The organism is Pedobacter sp. MC2016-05 (assembly GCF_026239735.1).
GTDB lineage: Bacteria > Bacteroidota > Bacteroidia > Sphingobacteriales > Sphingobacteriaceae > Pedobacter.
This window is the reverse complement of the sequence record NZ_JAPIVT010000004.1, coordinates 240,036-257,020: the sequence shown is the minus strand read 5'-3', so window position 1 is coordinate 257,020 and position 16,985 is coordinate 240,036. Positions and strand designations below refer to the sequence as shown.

Below are 16,985 nucleotides of genomic sequence, written 5' to 3'. Positions count from 1 at the left end.
ATTCTCGATGCTGAATAAAAAATCTTGATACCAATAAAATGAAACTAATTATACACGGTGGCTTTTTTAGTGAGTCATCAACCAATCAAGAAACAAAGAAAGCAAAGCAAGATGCCTTAGCAGAAATTGTTACGCTTGGTTATCAATATTTAAAAACCCATACCGCTTTAGAAACTGTAGTTTATACCGTGGCATTATTGGAAGATAATGAACTATTTAATGCTGGCATTGGTTCGCAGATCCAAAGCGATGGGAAGGTTAGGTTGAGTGCATCTTTAATGGATGGAAAAACTGAAAAGTTTAGTGGCGTGATCAATGTGGAAGATGTAAAGAATCCTATTTACATTGCTAAAGATCTCTTGAATTATGATGACCGTGTTTTGAGTGGCAGTGGCGCCCAAAACTTTGCCCGAAAAAATGGTCATGAATTTTTCAGTCCAATCACTAAACAACGCCAAGCAGAATACGAAGAAAAGCTAAATCAACAAAATAATTTAGGCACGGTGGGCTGTGTAGCGCTAGATGATGATGGCAATCTTGCTGTCGGTACTTCAACTGGTGGTAAAGGCTTTGAAATTCCTTGCCGGGTAAGCGATTCGGCTACAGTAGCAGGGAATTACGCCAATCAATATGCGGGCATTTCTTGCACTGGAATAGGTGAGGATATTGTAAGCAATGCAACCGCTTCAAAAATTGTTACCCGGGTAACGGATGGCTTTAGCTTAAAAGAGGCCTGTGATAAAACTTTCCTGGAACTCAAAGTATATGATGGTTTCGCTGGGGTAATTGGCATCACATCTTCAGGCGAAATCTACCATTGCGATTCACATCCCTATATGGTTTGGGCATCTTTCGATGTTAATTTACAGGTATTTAGCTAATATTGAATATAAAGTATTATTTTTGTTGCATGTCCAAATATTTATTCGCTTTATTTAGCCTGTTCGCGTCATTTCAACTACAAGCTCAAAATATAGATAAAGCTGATATGCAGGAGCCAAATGCAGGAAGTGCAATCACTATTGCAGTATCTAAGTTCGATTTAGAAGATGGAAATTCTTTTTATGATGATGCTGAAGATTTAGAAAAAAAGGGTGATTTTAATGAAGCATTAACACTATTTGGCAAAGCTGCTTTCGAATATAATGCCGTTAAAAACTTTACCAAGTATGGTCAGGCCATCATCAAGATGAGTAATATGCACTACCAATTGGGACGTTTCGGCGATGCAGAACAGATTCTTTTAAATGTTGCGCTCAAAAATTATTCGAAGATGGGTAGCAGAAGCGGTTTAATGAATACCTATCAGCTTTTAGGAAAAGTTTATCTTGCCAACAGTAAATACACACAATCGATGTGGTTTTATACCCAGCAAGGTATTTTAGCCAAACAACTTAAAAGCAATAATTCTTACATCGAATCGGTTTTAGGAATTGTACAGGTTAAAATAAAGAAAAAGGATTTTACCCTTGCCTTAAGAGATCTGAAAACAGCCGAATGGTTAGCTAGCTCAATCAAAACCAATCAATATAAAGGTCAGATTAGCGATGCCCGTGAAACCATCGCAAATAAAACGGCTCAAAAGAAATCGTAGTTTCCTCAAAACTATTTTGCATTCACCTCATACTTGGGTTACAAGGTAGTTCAATTGTAAATTTCTATTCCAGAATTACTTACCAGCCTAATGGCAAAACAATTACCTCCATTTTTCGTTAAAATTTAATAATTGTTAAATAAAAAGCTTTTAGCTAGATTTGATAGCCTTTTAACAAGAGACAGTAATAATGCTGTCTCTTTTTTGTTTTTTCGTTAAAATGGTATCATATTGGCTATATAATATTGAAATGGATTTTAAATCGTTTAAAGAGATGTTGAAGAGAATATTTTTTGTAATTTTTACTGCGGCGGTACTGGCTTGCCATGCTGACCCAAAGCCACAGCCGATTGTGGAAGGCGTTACTAATGTAATCCCCGATGAGCAACAGAAGCTCGTAATAAAGGAAGTTGTAAATCTTATCGAGAGTTATAATTATAAAAAAATCCAGATTAACGATTCTATCTCATCCTTAATTTTAGATAGATATATAAAGGCCCTAGATCAGGGAAAAAATTATTTTCTTGCTTCTGATATCAAAGAATTTGAGAAATACAGAACTACTTTAGACGACGATTTCAAGAATGGCGATTTAAGCGGTCCATTTTATATTTACAATGTATATGCGAAACGTTTAAACGAATATTTCAAATACTCGTTAGCGCAAATAAAAACCAAGTACGATTTTAATCAAAACGATACATATGTGTACGACCGTGAAAAACTTCCATGGGCAGTTTCTTCAACTGCTTTAAATGAAACCTGGAAAAAAAGAGTGAAATATGAGTTAATCAATCTTAACTTGGCAGGCACTGCACAGGAGAAAAACGTAGAAACACTTACAAAACGTTATCAAAACCTTCAATCTCAAACTTCGAAAACTAATAATCAGGATGTATTCCAAATTTTGATGGATGCATTTACCGAATCAGTTGATCCACACACTAACTATTTTGTACCCGCCAGAGCAACTGAATTTAACGAAGAAATGTCTCGTTCTTTTGAAGGTATCGGGGCCAGGTTACAGCTCGAAAATGAAGTTGTTAAAATTTCGGAGATTATTCCAGGAGGACCTGCATTTAAAGGAAAACAACTTACCGCTGGGGATAGAATTATTGCAGTTGCGCAAGGCGATGGAGAATTTGTTGATGTAGTAGGTTGGAGATTGGATGTCACTGTTACGAAAATTAAAGGTCCAAAAGGTACAAAAGTTCGGTTAAAAGTTATTCCTGTCGGAAAAGAGATGTCTTCTAAGCCTGTGATTATCGAATTGGTTAGGGAAAAAATTATCCTTGAAGATCAATCAGCTAAGAAGAAAGTAAAAACCATCAATTCAAATGGCAAAAATTATAAAATTGGTATTATTTCTTTGCCAGCCTTTTACGCAGATTTTAAAGCCGCAAACTCTGGCGATAAAAACTATAAAAGCACTACCCGTGATGTGAGAAAATTAGTTGATTCACTAAAAAACATCGATAAAGTGGATGCCATTGTGATGGATTTGCGTGGAAATGGCGGCGGTTCTCTTGTAGAAGCGATTTCATTAACAGGTTTATTTATCGATAAGGGCCCGGTTGTTCAGGTTAAAGATTTAAGAGGTAAAATTGAAGTAGATGAAGATGAAACATCTGGCGTAGCATGGGATGGTCCTTTCGGAGTAATGATTGATCGTTTAAGTGCATCGGCATCAGAAATTTTTGCAGGAGCTATTCAAGATTACGGCAGAGGAATCATTATGGGTAGCCAGAGTTATGGAAAAGGTACCGTTCAATCGTCAATTGATTTAAATAAATTAGTTAACCCAGGGATGCTTCAGAAAATCGCGGGTTTAGTTACCAGAGATAAAACTATTGGTACTTCTCCAACCGGAGCAAATCCAGCTGATATTAATCTAGGTCAGATCAACCTAACCATGGCGAAGTTTTATCGCGTAGCAGGTAGCAGCACACAACATAAGGGTGTAACACCGGATGTTGTTTTTCCATCGCTTTATCCAATGGATAAAATCGGAGAAGATACAGAGCCATCTGCATTACCTTGGGATGTAATTCCGAGTTCGAACTTTAAGGCGGTTGCTAATTTATCAGCAGTTAAAGCTGGTTTAATAAAAAACAGCGAACAGCGTATAGCAAACTCGTTAGATTTTAAATTTATTAAACAAGATATAGCTGACCTGAAAAAACGTGATGCGGAAGTATCGGTAACGTTGAATGAGAATAAATTAAAGGCTGAGCGTGATGCTCAGGAGGCAAAATCTTTAGCCCGACAAAATGAATTAAGAGCGTTGAGAGGCTTGCCAGCTATTAAGAAGGGTGAAAAAGTGACGAAGCAAGATACCTTTGATTTTATTGAAGATGAATCTTTAAAAGTGATGGGTGATTTTATGCAGCAATCTGGTAATTATGTGATGAATTTGGGAATTGCAACAGCACCAAAACTATAAATCAAAAGCAAAACAAAGAAGCCCGATTAGAATTATCTATTCGGGCTTCTTTCGTTAATATAAAAAAATTAAGAAGGCTTAATCGGGTTTTGGCTCAATTGCATAGCCATCATTTCCTTCATTGTTTTGTTCATTCCCTCGGTGCTACCATCTAAGAAAATGATATTGCCTTCGCCGTACTCTGCAAATTGTTTAATGGCTTCCGTCCACATGGTGAAGAGAATTACCGATGTGTCTAGGTTCGCTTGCTGCATTTCATGTGCCGCATTGGTCATCCCTTTTGCTACCTCTTCTCTAAACAAAGCAATACCTTGTCCACGAAGTTGAGCAGCCTCACGTTCTGCAGTTGCGGCAATTTTAATGGCGTTACCATCCGCTTCTGCACCTTTTGTTTTGGTAATTAGCAAAGCCTGACCTTCATTTTCCGCAGCAGCCTTTAAGTTATTGGATGCCACCACTCGACTCATTGAACGCATGATCTCTTCATCAAAAGTGATATCATTTAATTGAAGATCTTGTAAATGGTAACCCCATCCATCTAATACCTGGTCAATTTGTTCCTTTACATGCAGTACAATCTCATTACGCTGAGCCAATACGTTTGCTTGTTTTTGCGTAGCTACGTAAGCACGAATGGAACCTTCAATAGTTCTGATTAATGCCTGCATTAAATTCGTTGCATCAACAAATTTAAAGGCTACGTTTTTTATTGTTTCCTCATCCTGATTAACTACAGAATATAGAAGCATGGCTTTAAAGTAAACGTTCGCCTGATCTTGCGTTACTGCCTGGAATGATAATTCTACGGAACGGTTTTGAATAGAAATACGAGAGTAAATCTGTTCAATTAACGGTATTTTGAAGTTCAAACCAGGGCGAAGCTGCCTTCGATATTTTCCGAAAACCGTTACTACAGCTATTGTTCCTTGTTTAACGGTAACAAAGGAGCTTAACAAGATAATAATGGCGATGGAACCGAGAATGTAGATCGTGTATTGCATAATAAGTTTTTTTTATGAAGTTATAAAAATTCATAGAAACTACATGGTTGTTTTGTAGCTTTAGTATTTATGCAACTAAATTAATATATACATGAAAAATAAATTATTATTGCCAGCCGCGGCACTGTTGCTACTCGCCGCCTGTCAAAATGATAAAAGCCGTCAAACAACCAGTAGCACAGATACACGAACAGTGTTTTTTGACACTGCTGGGATGGACACTACCGTAAAACCTGGCGATAATTTTTTTCTATATGCCAATGGCAAATGGATGAAAAATGCCCAGATTCCTAAAACGGAAACCGGGTGGGGATCTTTCTATACCTTATATAACGATAACTTAAAAAACTTAAGGGATATACTCGAAAAATCCGCTAAAAGCAACGCAGCCAAAGGAACTGCCGAACAAAAGGTAGGCGATTTCTATGCTAGTGGAATGGATTCTTTAACCATTGAAAAATTAGGGACGACGCCAATAAAGCCCTTGTTATCCAAAATCGATAATATAAAAAATGCAAACGAATTAATCAATTTTATTGCAGAAGGGTTTAGGAATGGAGAAGGTGATTTGTTTGTTTTCGGAGTGGAGCCAGATGATAAAAGCAGTCAAAAAAATGCTTTGATCTTCTATCAATCAGGCATCAATTTACCAGAGCGAAGTTATTACCTTGATCAGGATGGAAAAGCTAAAAAAATAAGAGAACAATATTTGGCGTACATTTCTAAAATATTTGCTCTTTCTGGCGATTCAGTAAATGGCGTGAAATATGCCAATGATATACTTAAACTCGAAACGGCTTTAGCACAAAGCCATTTTACACCTGTTGAGCAACGCGATCCTCAAAAAAATTATAACAAGTTTGCTGTTTCCGATTTTCAAAAACAGCTTCCAAATCTCAGTGTCAAGTCTGTTTTAACCAAATTAGGCGCTAACGTAGACACCATTATTGTTCGACAACCGAAATATTATCAAACATTATCAAACTTAATTAAAACACAGCCAATCCAAATTTGGAAGGAGAAATTAAAGTTCGATGCTCTAAATGAAAATGCCTATTCATTAACACAAAAATTTAGAGATGCCAGATTTGAGTTTTTTGATAAAACGCTTACAGGCCGTCAGTTACCTACGGAAAGATGGAAATCAATGGTTAATAACACCGATCTTAACCTAGGGGACCTTTTAGGGCAATTATACACAGAAGAGTATTTTAAACCAGAAGCTAAAAAGAGAATGGTAGAATTGGTTGATAATCTTCAAAAGGTGTATGAAGAACGTATTAAAAAAGTAGATTGGATGACAGCCGAAACCAAAAAGAAAGCACTTGAGAAGTTAAATGCCTTCGTAAAAAAAATCGGTTACACCGATAAATGGAAGAAATACGATGACGTAGAGATCTCTAAAACAACCTTTTTTGCAAATCTCCAATCAGCGAAAAAACACGCTTACAAGGAGATGATGGATAAGCTTGGTAAGCCGGTAGATAAAACAGAATGGGGAATGACACCTCCAACAGTCAATGCTTATTACAATCCTTCTTTTAATGAGATTGTTTTCCCTGCAGGGATTCTTCAGTTTCCATTTTTTGCCTTTAACGCCGATGATGCAATTAACTACGGAGCTATCGGTGCAGTAATTGGGCATGAAATGACTCATGGGTTCGACGACCAGGGAAGACAATATGATGCAGCCGGAAACTTGAAAGAGTGGTGGACAAAGGAGGATGCCGCCAAATTCAAAACAAAAGCAGATAAGGTTGCCGCGTTTTATGATAAATTTACACTTTTAGATAACCAACATGTAAACGGTGCACTGACATTAGGTGAGAACCTTGCGGATATAGGTGGTTTAAATATCGCTTATGATGCATTTAAATTAACCAAGCAAGGAAAAGGTATGGACAAGATTGAGGGTTTTACTCCTGATCAACGTTTCTTTTTAGGCTTTGCCCAAGTTTGGAGAATGAAAAATCGCGATGAAAGCATGCGGGTTCGCTTAAAAACAGACCCACACAGTCCAGAAATGTTTAGAGTTAACGGACCAGTATATAACATGGAAGCATTTTATAAGGCCTTTAATATTCCTACAACTGCAAAAATGTATGTTGCGCCAGCAAATAGGTTAGGCGTTTGGTAAGTACAGGTTAGTTCAACCAGATCATTAATCTTAAGCCGCAGATTATTAGCTTTAAACGCTGAAAATCTGTGGCTTTATTTTTTTATCTGTTTGGAGTAAGTAACGAATAAAACAAAAACCGCTTTATATTGTATTTACTCTGATAATTTTAAAACTATGAATATTAAACGCACTTTCGGAACTATATTGACCATTTTAGGCATCATTGGATTAATTTATGCTGGATATGGATTTGTACAACACAGTCAGCAAACCAGAGGATTGTTGGTTTACGGTATAATTGGATTGATCTTCTTCGTTTCTGGAATTGGTTTGGTGAAGAACACGAAAGACGAAGCGTAGAAATTATTTCTGCTTCTTGCTTTTTATAATTTGATATTGGCTAAAAGCAACCAGGCATCCGGCTAAAATGATAATTCCTGCAGATAATAAATTCTTTGGATTTTGATTGATGTAGTAGGCTGCAGCTAAAACTAAAATCGCTGCGGCTATACCGATAATATAGTGGAGAAGTAATCCTTTTTTCATGATTTGAGATTGAGACTAAGGTTGAGTGTCAACAGATAAATTTTCTTTCATTACTATTTTATTGTCCTCAAATTTTAATTGATGTCCAATAAAATCCATATCAGTTAGTTCCTTTATTCGCTTAAATGCCCTGTGGTTATTATCGATAGTTAGCCTGTTAACTTTATCCTGCTGTATCGAGGTTACATCCGCATAAAGGAAATCACCTTTACTATTTATCTTTAGCTGTAATAAGGGTGCGATTCCATTGTTGCCTTTCAGGCTAAACATTCCATAAGTGCAAAAATTCCCTAGGCTGTAAGCGATGAATTTATTCTTATAAACTTCTACTGCCCGGGTTACATGCGGTCCATGCCCAAGCACAACGTCAGCGCCAGCATCAATTACGGCATGGGCAAACTTGTAAACATTACCTCGATTTTCCCTATAAAATATTTCGTTTTTTCGTGGAACGTGTTCAAATCTGGCGCCTTCGCCACCACCGTGAAAAGACACGATAACAATATCTACCTGCTTTTTCAAGCGGGCAACCAATGCTTTAGCACTATCAATTTTATTAATAGAAACTGTATTTTCATTAGGTGAAAAAGCACAGAAGCCATATTTAACGCTGTCCTTTTCAAAAATTTCGAAAGGTTTATTTACCTGTCCGGCATAGTGGATTTTTAAAGAGTCCAAAACTTTTGCAGTATTTTTTCTTCCTTTGGTATCAAAATCACCAACATGGTTATTGGCAATACTCAATACATTAAAGCCAGCCTTTTTATAAATACCGGCATAACGTTCTGGCATTCTAAACGCATAACAACTATTGGGGTTAACACCATTACACTTATTTGAATTACCCGAATCTAAGAAACACCCTTCTAAATTTCCGAAAACGATGTCGCCTTTCAATAAACTATCAACCGCCTGAAAACTGTTCAGGGCATCATCTGGTGGTAGGTTAATTTTTGAAGGAAAAGCCGAGCCCAGCATGATATCGCCAACAGCAGTAATTGAAATGGTATCTTTTAATTTCCTGATGATGGTATCTTGTTTTGTATCAGCTGCAACCACCTGTGCTTTGTTATTGGTACAACTTAAAACAATGAATATGACAAAAAATGATAAAATTAAGCTGCTCGAGAATTTCATTAATCAATTTATAAGGTATAAAAAAATCCTCCAAAATTGCTTCAGGAGGATCGTATGTGTTCAATCTAAAAACTTAAATTTAAGATTGTAATTTGCTTTATTCTACTGTGAATTCCTTTTTAAACGATTCTAAAATCCGTCCGCCTTTGTAAAAATAGCGGCTGTAATAGGGTTCGTTTAAGTTACTGATTACCACCCCACGAGAACTTGATGCATGTGCAAAGCGATTATCTCCTAAATAAATACCGATGTGTGAAATACTTCTGCTTTTAATTTTGAAGAAAACTAAATCGCCTTCTTTTAAATCATCTTTAGATAATGGATCTACCATGCTAAAAATATCGCGTGAATTTCTTCTGATGGTAGTGTTGAAAACTTTGTCGTAAATCGCTTTAGTGAATGCCGAGCAATCGATGCCTCTTTTGGTGTTGCCACCATAGCTATATGGCGTTCCGATCCATTCGTAAACAAACTTGTATAATTTTAAGTTTGAAGTCGCATCTACAGCAACACCCATTACCTGCGAGAAATATTGTGATGCTAAATTGTCGGGATCGTTTAATTCTTTACCAGATTCTTTTGTTTTTGTTTGCGCAAATGCGGCTGAGAACGTGCAAATAGCGATTAGGGATGAAAACAAAAATTTTTTAATCATGTTATACAGTTATGTTTGGGTATTCACTTACACAGTAACGTAAACCACATGGGCTTATTGTTGGTTGCCAAAAGTATTAATTATACAAATGTTATCCAAATGTAACTTGTTAAAAAGTGAAAGTTATTAACATTTCAACGTTTTCGGCTTGTTAGGAAACGGATATAAGACACCAAAAATTGTTTCGAAAAGCAAGTTTTTTTCTTCATCGATTCCGGTAGCCCTGCTATCCCTACAATCTTTTATTGCAAAGTTACTAACTTTAAATAACCAGTACATAATAGAGTTAGTAACTTTCAAAAGCAATAAAAGTATTTTCGTTCTATCAGGTTTGAACCTTGGTGGGTTCATTTGTTCTTGGTAAAATACAATTTTCAAAAACAAGCACCCCTTGCCCCTCCTAAATTAGGAGAGTTTCCATTGATTAACAGTATTTTGTTCGAAGATGTTAGGTTGGTGCATCAAACCCTATTTTATAACAGCATATTAAATTCTTAGCATAAACCTACTCCCCTCCTTATTTTCAAGGAGGGGTTGGGGGTGGTTTAAAACCTTTAATCACATGCACAAAGCCAGGCCAACTTAAGCCCGACAGCAGCGATTATCCTTTTTTGTTGTAGATTCTTTCCTTTGATCATAAAAAATGACAAAAAAGATAATGCGCATGGCGGGGCTACTTTTACCTAAAGGCATATGTATTTGCCTTTCAAATAAAAATTAATAAATTAGGGCTTAATAGGATTTTGCAAAATTAAATTTTACTATTATTTGAAAGCGATAGCTTGATAAACTGTGATTTTGAATTCCGTAAAATCGATGATTTGAGCGAAATAGGCGGTATCAAAAACTTTTAATAAGAAAACAACTGTTAAATGTACCATTGTATGAAAGTGTATGATGTTTTTACACTTAAAAGTGCCAAAAATTACAATAAAAAAATTAGATTTGCTCTCGCAAAAAAACAAATATCCTAAAATGAGTGCAGTAGAAATAAATAAAGATACTTGGTTAAAATGGTTTGAATCGATGTTGCTTATGCGCAAATTCGAAGAAAAAACAGGCCAATTATACGGACAACAAAAAATTCGTGGCTTTTGTCATTTATACATTGGACAAGAGGCTGTAGTTGCAGGCGCAATATCTGCAATGCAAAAAGGCGATTCGATGATTACTACTTACCGTGATCACGCTCATGCTTTGGCTTTAGGTGTTAGTGCCGATAGTATTATGGCAGAAATGTATGGTAAAGCTACTGGATGCTCTAAAGGTAAAGGTGGTTCTATGCACATGTTTAGCAAAGAACATAATTTTTATGGTGGCCATGCCATTGTTGGAGGTCAGATTCCACTAGGTGCTGGTGTTGCTTTTGCAGAAAAATATAAAGGAACAGATAACGTTAATATTTGTTATATGGGCGATGGTGCGGTGCGCCAGGGTGCACTAAACGAAACTTTTAACATGGCTATGTTGTGGAAATTGCCTGTAATTTTTGTTTGCGAAAACAATGGTTACGCAATGGGTACTTCGGTACAACGTACCACCAACATGACTGATATTTATAAAATTGGTTTAGGTTTTGATATGCCATGTGCTCCGGTTGATGGTATGGACCCAGTTGCGGTACATAACGCGATGGATGAAGCAATTCAACGTGCCCGTAAAGGTGAAGGACCTACTTTCTTAGAAATGAGAACTTACCGTTACCGTGGTCACTCAATGTCTGATCCTGCAAAATACCGTACTAAAGAAGAATTGGAAGATTATAAAGCAAAAGATCCGGTTGAATTGGCAAGAGAAACTATTTTGAAAGAAAAGTATGCTGACCAAGCTTGGATTGAAGAAGTAGAAGCTAAAGTTAAAGCTACGGTAGATCAGGCGGTTAAATTCGCTGAAGAATCTCCTTGGCCGGAAGCATCTGAATTATACAAAGATGTGTATATGACGGAGAACTACCCTTACGTAATGGACTAATTTTAAAAAGATTTCAATTAATTAGATATAATGGCTGATGTAATTAAAATGCCCAAAATGAGCGACACCATGACCGAAGGGGTTTTGGCGAAGTGGCATAAAAAAGTGGGCGATAAAGTGAAAAGCGGCGATGTTTTGGCAGAAGTAGAAACTGACAAAGCAACAATGGACATGGAATCTTATTGGGATGGTACACTTTTATACGTTGGTGTAAAAGAAGGTGAAGCTGTTCCTGTTGATGCTGTTATGGCCGTTATTGGTAAAGAAGGTGAAGATTTTCAGGCAGCGTTAGATGCTGAAAAAGGCGGCGAAGCTCCGAAAGCAGAAAGCGCTGAAGCACCAAAGGCTGAAGAGAAAAAAGAAGAAGCTGCCCCTGCTCAAGGTGGTGGTTTAAGCGAAGAAGAATTAGCAGCAAAAGGCGTTACCGTAATTCGTATGCCTTTGCTAAGCGATACCATGACTGAAGGCGTTATTGCTGAATGGCATAAAAAAGTTGGCGACCAGGTTAAGGATGATGATGTTTTAGCGGATGTAGAAACCGATAAGGCAACTATGGAAGTGATGGGTTATGCAACTGGTACTTTATTACACATTGGTGTAGAAAAAGGTGAGGCGGCTAAAGTTAACGGCATTATCGCCATTGTTGGTCCGGAAGGAACTGATGTAAGTGGTATTTTAGCAGGCGGTTCTGCTCCGGCTGCAAAAGCTGAAAGCAAAGAAGAAGCTCCGAAAGAAGAAAAACAAGCAACAACTGCTGAAGCAAGTTCACCTGCTCCCGTGGCAGAAAGTTCTTCTGATAGTCGCGTAAAAGCATCGCCATTGGCTAAGAAAATTGCTAAAGATAAAGGAATCGATTTATCACAAGTTGCTGGTAGTGCAGAAGGTGGCCGTATCATTAAAAAAGATATCGAAAACTATAAACCTGCTGCTGCACCGGCGAAATCAGAATCAGCTCCGGCTGCTGCTGAAAAAACTACTGCTGCTGCGCCAGTGATCCCAACTTTTGTTGGCGAGGTGAAATATACAGAACAACCTGTTTCGCAAATGCGTAAAGTAATTGCAAAACGTTTAGCTGAAAGTTTATTTACAGCGCCACATTTTTACTTAACCGTAAGTATTGATATGGACAACGCAATGTCTGCCCGTACGGCAATCAATGCTGTTGCGCCTGTTAAAGTTTCCTTCAACGATATCGTAATTAAAGCAGTTGCTGTTGCCTTGAAAAAACATCCAGCCGTCAATTCATCATGGGGTGGCGATAAAATTCGTTTCAACGAACATACTAACATTGGTGTTGCTATGGCTGTTGAAGATGGTTTATTAGTACCTGTAGTTCGTTTTGCTGATGGTAAATCTTTATCGCACATTTCTGCTGAAGTAAAAGACTTTGGTGGTAAAGCAAAAGCTAAGAAATTACAACCTGCAGATTGGGAAGGATCGACTTTTACAGTTTCCAACTTAGGTATGTTTGGTATTGATGAGTTTACATCGATCATTAACTCTCCTGATGGTGCTATTTTATCTGTTGGTGCTATTCAACAAGTTCCTGTTGTTAAAAACGGTACTGTTGTTCCAGGTAACGTGATGAAGTTGACTTTAGGTTGCGATCACCGTGTGGTTGATGGTGCAACTGGAGCACAATTCTTACAAACGCTAAAAGGTTTATTAGAAGAGCCGATTAGATTGTTAGCGTAAGTAGTTTAAAGTTTATCATTTTCAGTTTTCGAACTGAGCAATATATTAAAGCCATTCCTTTACAGGAGTGGCTTTTTTTTCACTTATCGTCATTGCGAAGCTTATTTTTCTTAAGCTGAGGCAATCTCATTTTAATAAGATCAGATATTAATGATATGCAATTGACAACGTGGTCCAAAAATTAAATAATTGGCCCACGTTATCTTTATGTGGACAAAAATGGCATAAATTAGCCTACGTAACCATTGTACCTTTCTATAATTATAGGAACGAAAATGAATTTAAAGTAAATTGGATAATGCTTTTGAAGTAATCCTAAACCCTTTCTTCTTTATTTTGTTAATTAACGAAAACCTACAATCATGGACAAAGAAAAATTAATACAAGAGGCCTATCTCGTATCACATACAATAGAAGAAAATGGAAACTTTCCTAACAATGCCAAATTACCTCTAATGATATATAAGGGCGCATTTTTGATTCATCCAGATGATACAGAAGAAGTAATTAAAAAAGTTTTTGCGCAAAATGGCTATACCAATGCCTGGGTTGATGGTATTTTCGATTATCAACATTATCATAGCAATACCCACGAGGTAATGGGTGTTTTTTGCGGTAAAGCAGAAGTACAGTTTGGAGGCGATCATGGTGTTTGCATCGAACTGGATAAAGGCGATGTTGTCGTTATTCCGGCTGGAGTTGCACACATGAAATTGAATTCAAGTGAAGATTTTACAGTAGTTGGTGCCTACCCAAATGGGCTTGAATATAACATAAAATATGGTAAGCCTGAAGAACGACCAGAGGCAGATGAAGACATTGAAAAAGTGAAAAATCCAGATAACGATCCTGTTTATGGTAGCAAGGGTCATTTATTTGAGTGCTGGTATAACCAGAATTGCGCAAATGTTTAAAACTCTTTCTATTTAACCGTCTAAAATTCTTTAATTTTCGGGTTTTAAATACACTATCCTTAATATTAATGAATTTTAGATATTTCTGTTCAGCTTTAGCGCTCTCTGTTACCCTATTTACTGCCTGCAACACCAAAAAATCGGAAGATAAAAAAGCTGCCGATGCGAAAATCCGTGTAAAGGAAGATGATAAAGCAGATAGCCTTCTAATCGCCTACGACCCTGCCAAAGGTGATAAGTGGATCGCCGATTTTGTACAAAACCTACATAAAAAGTACGGCTTCAATGGGAATATGCTCGTTGCTAAAGATGGCAAAATTCTGTACGAAAAAGCGATAGGTTGGGCCGATTACTTGCATCGCGATAGTTTAAAAATTTCTTCTGAATTCGAGCTTGCTTCCATTACCAAAACCTTCACTGGAACCGCTATTATGCAACTGGTTGAGGCCGGAAAACTTTCGTTAAATGATAACGTAAAAAAGTTCTTCCCAAATTTTCCTTATGATGGAATTACAGTAAAACTATTGCTTACACATAGAAGTGGAATGATGAATTATGTCTATTTCATTGATGACATTTGGCGTAAGGAAAAACGCAATATGAAAAAAGGGGTGAGTAACCAAGAAGTAATGAATGTTATTGCAGAACGCAAGCCAAATCGTTACGTGAAACCTGATGATCGCTTTCACTATAACAACTCCAATTTTATGGTATTAGGGGCAATTATTGAGAAAGTTACAGGTCAACGTTTCTCTCAATACATGATGGAGCATATTTTCAAACCTGCAGGGATGAAGAATACCCACGTTTACAGCACTACCGAATATGAAAAAATTCCTGTTGATGTAGTCGGGCATGATCGCAATAGCTTTAGATATTCTGTTGCCCAAAATTTTTTAGATGGACCAGTCGGAGACAAAGGAATTTACAGCACTGTTCATGATCTGGTGCTTTATGATAAGTATCTAAAAAATGGAAGATTACTTAGCAAAAAAAGTACTGACTCATCTTATGTTGGTCGCAACAAGCCTGTTAACGGGCACTTTAATTATGGTTATGGTTGGCGGATGTTTGATGGGGAAAAGATGGACAAGGTAGTTTATCATACAGGCTGGTGGCACGGTTTCAGACATATCTACGTTCGCGATCTTGACAAAAATATTATTGTAATTTTTCTGGGGAATTTGACCAACGGAAGTTTAATGCATCTTGACGATTTATACAAACATTTAGGTATGCCGATCATTAGAAAAGGTGCTTATCATGGGAACGGCAGCTTGCCGGGAAGCGATGAAGATTAAATAATCCAGACCTCGCAGGTTTTAAAAACCTGCGAGGTTTTTTTATAATAGCGTTCGAAAACAATTTTAGGTAAATTTAACTTATTAATAAAAACAACAAATCATGTTCGATAAATTATTAGCAGCGCAACAAAAAGCGGAGGAAATTAAAAAGCGTTTAGATACTATTTCTGTTTTTGGAGAGGTGGAGAACGGCGCCATAAAGATTACAGCAACCGCAAACAAAGCCATAACAGGCGTTTCAATCAATGAAACATTTTTGGAAAATGCAGATAAAGAAGAGTTAGAAGAATTGTTATTAACGGCAATTAACAAAGCTCTGGCTAACGCCGAAGAAGTGAGCGCGACAGAAATGCAAGCCTCAGCCAAAGATATGTTAGGTGGTTTGGGCGGAATGTTTGGTCAATAGATTAAGTTTTACTACTTCTAAATTTATATTCACCTTCTATAAACGTTATGACATATACTTATTACGGCCAATCTTGCTTCCTTTTAGAGGCAGATGGCAAAAAATTTCTTTTTGATCCTTTTATCAAATCAAACCCTTTAGCGAAAGATATTGACACCTCTAAAATTGAGGCTGACTATATTTTAGTTAGTCATGGGCACGGTGATCACGTTGCAGATTTAGTTGAGCTGGCCAACCAAACCGGTGCAGAGGTGATTGCAATGGTTGAAGTTGCCAAATGGATTAAAGAACAAGGAATCGAAAAGGTAACTGATATCAATTTTGGTGTTCAGAAGCTTTCTTTTGGTAAACTACGTACAGTTTGGGCGGTGCATAGCAGTTCAAATCCCGATGGTAGTTACGGTGGCAATCCCGCCGGCTTTGTATTGGAGTTAGGCGGAAAACAAATCTATTTCGCCGGCGATACAGCACTAACTATTGAGATGAAACTCTTGGCGGACTTGTACAAGTTGGATTATGCCATTTTGCCTATTGGCGGTCATTACACCATGGACGTTGATGATGCGATCATTGCAGCAAAGTACATTAACTGCGATCAAATCATAGGCGTTCATTACAATACTTTTCCTCCGATCAGCATTGATGAGGAAGAGGCTGTATCAAAATTCAAGAGAGAAAGCAAAACCTTATTGTTGCCAAAAGTTGGAGAGACAATAGCAGTGTAAAAATAGTAAGCCACAGATTTGCAGATTTTTATTAACTGGAAATTGTGGCTTATGTAAATTTTGATAAAATAAAAAAGGGTTCCGATTTTACATCAGGAACCCTTTCAAATTATAAAACTAAACCTAATTCTTTTTAGCAGCAGCTTTATTTGCTTTGTAACGCATGTCAGCTGTTCCATCTTTTTTTGTTGGACCAACAACTTTCGTTACAGCTTTTGTTTTATTTTCTTTAAAGCGCATATCTGGTGTTCCATCAGCTTTAACTTTTGCAGCGGTGGTAGTCGTTTTAGTTTCTACCTTTTTAGTTTCCGATTTTACACTTGCTTTTACAGGTGCAACAGTAGTTTTTACTTCTTTTTTAACAACTGTTTTAGCTTTAGCTGGCGTTGCTGCTGGTGTTTGTGCAAATGCTGTAGTTAAACCAAATGCTGCGATTGCGATTAAACTCAATAATTTTTTCATGTCTTTAATTTTT

16 protein-coding genes are annotated in these 16,985 nt (G+C 37.1%); 11 read left to right on the top strand and 5 right to left on the bottom strand.

From position 1 onward, the window contains the following. The first annotated feature begins 38 nt into the window (after positions 1 to 38). The 3 genes from OQZ33_RS08410 (at position 39) to OQZ33_RS08400 (ending at position 4,037) form a co-directional block, all read left to right on the top strand. Positions 39 to 881 (top strand): isoaspartyl peptidase/L-asparaginase, encoded by an 843-nt coding sequence (locus tag OQZ33_RS08410; protein ID WP_265798598.1) that lies wholly within the window; start codon positions 39 to 41, stop codon positions 879 to 881. Positions 882 to 910: 29 nt separating this feature from the next. Then, entirely contained in the window at positions 911 to 1,594 is a 684-nt protein-coding gene (locus tag OQZ33_RS08405; RefSeq protein ID WP_265798597.1) for a hypothetical protein, read from the top strand. Between the two features lie 250 nt (positions 1,595 to 1,844). After that, a complete protein-coding gene (locus OQZ33_RS08400) occupies positions 1,845 to 4,037 on the top strand; it encodes a carboxy terminal-processing peptidase (RefSeq protein WP_265798596.1) in 2,193 nt (730 codons plus the stop codon). Positions 4,038 to 4,105: 68 nt separating this feature from the next. Here OQZ33_RS08400 and OQZ33_RS08395 read toward each other — a convergent pair whose 3' ends face one another. After that, positions 4,106 to 5,038 (bottom strand): SPFH domain-containing protein, encoded by a 933-nt coding sequence (locus OQZ33_RS08395; RefSeq protein WP_265798595.1) that lies wholly within the window; start codon positions 5,036 to 5,038, stop codon positions 4,106 to 4,108. A gap of 91 nt (positions 5,039 to 5,129) precedes the next feature. Here OQZ33_RS08395 and OQZ33_RS08390 point away from each other — a divergent pair, with 91 nt between their 5' ends. Both OQZ33_RS08390 and OQZ33_RS08385 read left to right on the top strand, forming a co-directional pair. Continuing rightward, complete coding sequence (locus tag OQZ33_RS08390) at positions 5,130 to 7,175, top strand: M13 family metallopeptidase (protein WP_265798594.1); 2,046 nt, start codon at positions 5,130 to 5,132, stop codon at positions 7,173 to 7,175. A gap of 156 nt (positions 7,176 to 7,331) precedes the next feature. Beyond that, positions 7,332 to 7,517 carry a hypothetical protein gene (locus tag OQZ33_RS08385; RefSeq protein WP_265798593.1) on the top strand — a complete coding sequence of 62 codons (186 nt, stop codon included), beginning with the start codon at positions 7,332 to 7,334 and terminating at the stop codon, positions 7,515 to 7,517. A 3-nt stretch (positions 7,518 to 7,520) separates the two neighbouring features. Here OQZ33_RS08385 and OQZ33_RS08380 read toward each other — a convergent pair whose 3' ends face one another. The 3 genes from OQZ33_RS08380 to OQZ33_RS08370 form a co-directional block, all read right to left on the bottom strand. Then, the gene (locus tag OQZ33_RS08380; RefSeq protein WP_265798592.1) at positions 7,521 to 7,703 is read right to left on the bottom strand and encodes a hypothetical protein; all 183 of its coding nucleotides are present in this window, start codon (positions 7,701 to 7,703) and stop codon (positions 7,521 to 7,523) included. 15 nt (positions 7,704 to 7,718) lie between these two features. Continuing rightward, positions 7,719 to 8,840 carry a CapA family protein gene (locus tag OQZ33_RS08375; protein WP_265798590.1) on the bottom strand — a complete coding sequence of 374 codons (1,122 nt, stop codon included), beginning with the start codon at positions 8,838 to 8,840 and terminating at the stop codon, positions 7,719 to 7,721. Positions 8,841 to 8,937: 97 nt separating this feature from the next. Further along, positions 8,938 to 9,495, bottom strand: coding sequence for a C40 family peptidase (locus OQZ33_RS08370; RefSeq protein ID WP_056848253.1), 558 nt, complete (start codon positions 9,493 to 9,495; stop codon positions 8,938 to 8,940). Positions 9,496 to 10,470: 975 nt separating this feature from the next. Between OQZ33_RS08370 and pdhA the strand changes: the two genes are divergently transcribed. From pdhA to OQZ33_RS08340, 6 genes are all read left to right on the top strand, one after another. Beyond that, entirely contained in the window at positions 10,471 to 11,466 is a 996-nt protein-coding gene (gene pdhA, locus OQZ33_RS08365) for a pyruvate dehydrogenase (acetyl-transferring) E1 component subunit alpha (protein WP_056849234.1), read from the top strand. Positions 11,467 to 11,496: 30 nt separating this feature from the next. Continuing rightward, on the top strand, positions 11,497 to 13,161 hold the full coding sequence (locus tag OQZ33_RS08360) for a 2-oxo acid dehydrogenase subunit E2 (protein WP_265798589.1): 1,665 nt from the start codon (positions 11,497 to 11,499) through the stop codon (positions 13,159 to 13,161). 362 nt (positions 13,162 to 13,523) lie between these two features. After that, positions 13,524 to 14,075, top strand: coding sequence for a cupin domain-containing protein (locus OQZ33_RS08355; protein WP_265798588.1), 552 nt, complete (start codon positions 13,524 to 13,526; stop codon positions 14,073 to 14,075). 68 nt (positions 14,076 to 14,143) lie between these two features. Then, entirely contained in the window at positions 14,144 to 15,376 is a 1,233-nt protein-coding gene (locus OQZ33_RS08350) for a serine hydrolase domain-containing protein (RefSeq protein WP_265798587.1), read from the top strand. 103 nt (positions 15,377 to 15,479) lie between these two features. Continuing rightward, positions 15,480 to 15,785 carry a YbaB/EbfC family nucleoid-associated protein gene (locus OQZ33_RS08345; protein ID WP_265798586.1) on the top strand — a complete coding sequence of 102 codons (306 nt, stop codon included), beginning with the start codon at positions 15,480 to 15,482 and terminating at the stop codon, positions 15,783 to 15,785. A 47-nt stretch (positions 15,786 to 15,832) separates the two neighbouring features. Beyond that, positions 15,833 to 16,510 (top strand): metal-dependent hydrolase, encoded by a 678-nt coding sequence (locus tag OQZ33_RS08340; RefSeq protein ID WP_265798585.1) that lies wholly within the window; start codon positions 15,833 to 15,835, stop codon positions 16,508 to 16,510. A 123-nt stretch (positions 16,511 to 16,633) separates the two neighbouring features. Here the strand turns inward: OQZ33_RS08340 and OQZ33_RS08335 are convergent, their stop codons facing one another. Then, positions 16,634 to 16,972, bottom strand: coding sequence for a hypothetical protein (locus OQZ33_RS08335; RefSeq protein ID WP_265798584.1), 339 nt, complete (start codon positions 16,970 to 16,972; stop codon positions 16,634 to 16,636). Positions 16,973 to 16,985 lie beyond the last annotated feature (13 nt).

Coding starts and splice junctions, on each gene's coding strand:
- OQZ33_RS08410 (WP_265798598.1), top strand. CDS start 39: ATGAAACTAATTATACACGGTGGCTTTTTTAGTGAGTCATCAACCAAT.
- OQZ33_RS08405 (WP_265798597.1), top strand. CDS start 911: ATGTCCAAATATTTATTCGCTTTATTTAGCCTGTTCGCGTCATTTCAA.
- OQZ33_RS08400 (WP_265798596.1), top strand. CDS start 1,845: ATGGATTTTAAATCGTTTAAAGAGATGTTGAAGAGAATATTTTTTGTA.
- OQZ33_RS08395 (WP_265798595.1), bottom strand. CDS start 5,038: ATGCAATACACGATCTACATTCTCGGTTCCATCGCCATTATTATCTTG.
- OQZ33_RS08390 (WP_265798594.1), top strand. CDS start 5,130: ATGAAAAATAAATTATTATTGCCAGCCGCGGCACTGTTGCTACTCGCC.
- OQZ33_RS08385 (WP_265798593.1), top strand. CDS start 7,332: ATGAATATTAAACGCACTTTCGGAACTATATTGACCATTTTAGGCATC.
- OQZ33_RS08380 (WP_265798592.1), bottom strand. CDS start 7,703: ATGAAAAAAGGATTACTTCTCCACTATATTATCGGTATAGCCGCAGCG.
- OQZ33_RS08375 (WP_265798590.1), bottom strand. CDS start 8,840: ATGAAATTCTCGAGCAGCTTAATTTTATCATTTTTTGTCATATTCATT.
- OQZ33_RS08370 (WP_056848253.1), bottom strand. CDS start 9,495: ATGATTAAAAAATTTTTGTTTTCATCCCTAATCGCTATTTGCACGTTC.
- pdhA (WP_056849234.1), top strand. CDS start 10,471: ATGAGTGCAGTAGAAATAAATAAAGATACTTGGTTAAAATGGTTTGAA.
- OQZ33_RS08360 (WP_265798589.1), top strand. CDS start 11,497: ATGGCTGATGTAATTAAAATGCCCAAAATGAGCGACACCATGACCGAA.
- OQZ33_RS08355 (WP_265798588.1), top strand. CDS start 13,524: ATGGACAAAGAAAAATTAATACAAGAGGCCTATCTCGTATCACATACA.
- OQZ33_RS08350 (WP_265798587.1), top strand. CDS start 14,144: ATGAATTTTAGATATTTCTGTTCAGCTTTAGCGCTCTCTGTTACCCTA.
- OQZ33_RS08345 (WP_265798586.1), top strand. CDS start 15,480: ATGTTCGATAAATTATTAGCAGCGCAACAAAAAGCGGAGGAAATTAAA.
- OQZ33_RS08340 (WP_265798585.1), top strand. CDS start 15,833: ATGACATATACTTATTACGGCCAATCTTGCTTCCTTTTAGAGGCAGAT.
- OQZ33_RS08335 (WP_265798584.1), bottom strand. CDS start 16,972: ATGAAAAAATTATTGAGTTTAATCGCAATCGCAGCATTTGGTTTAACT.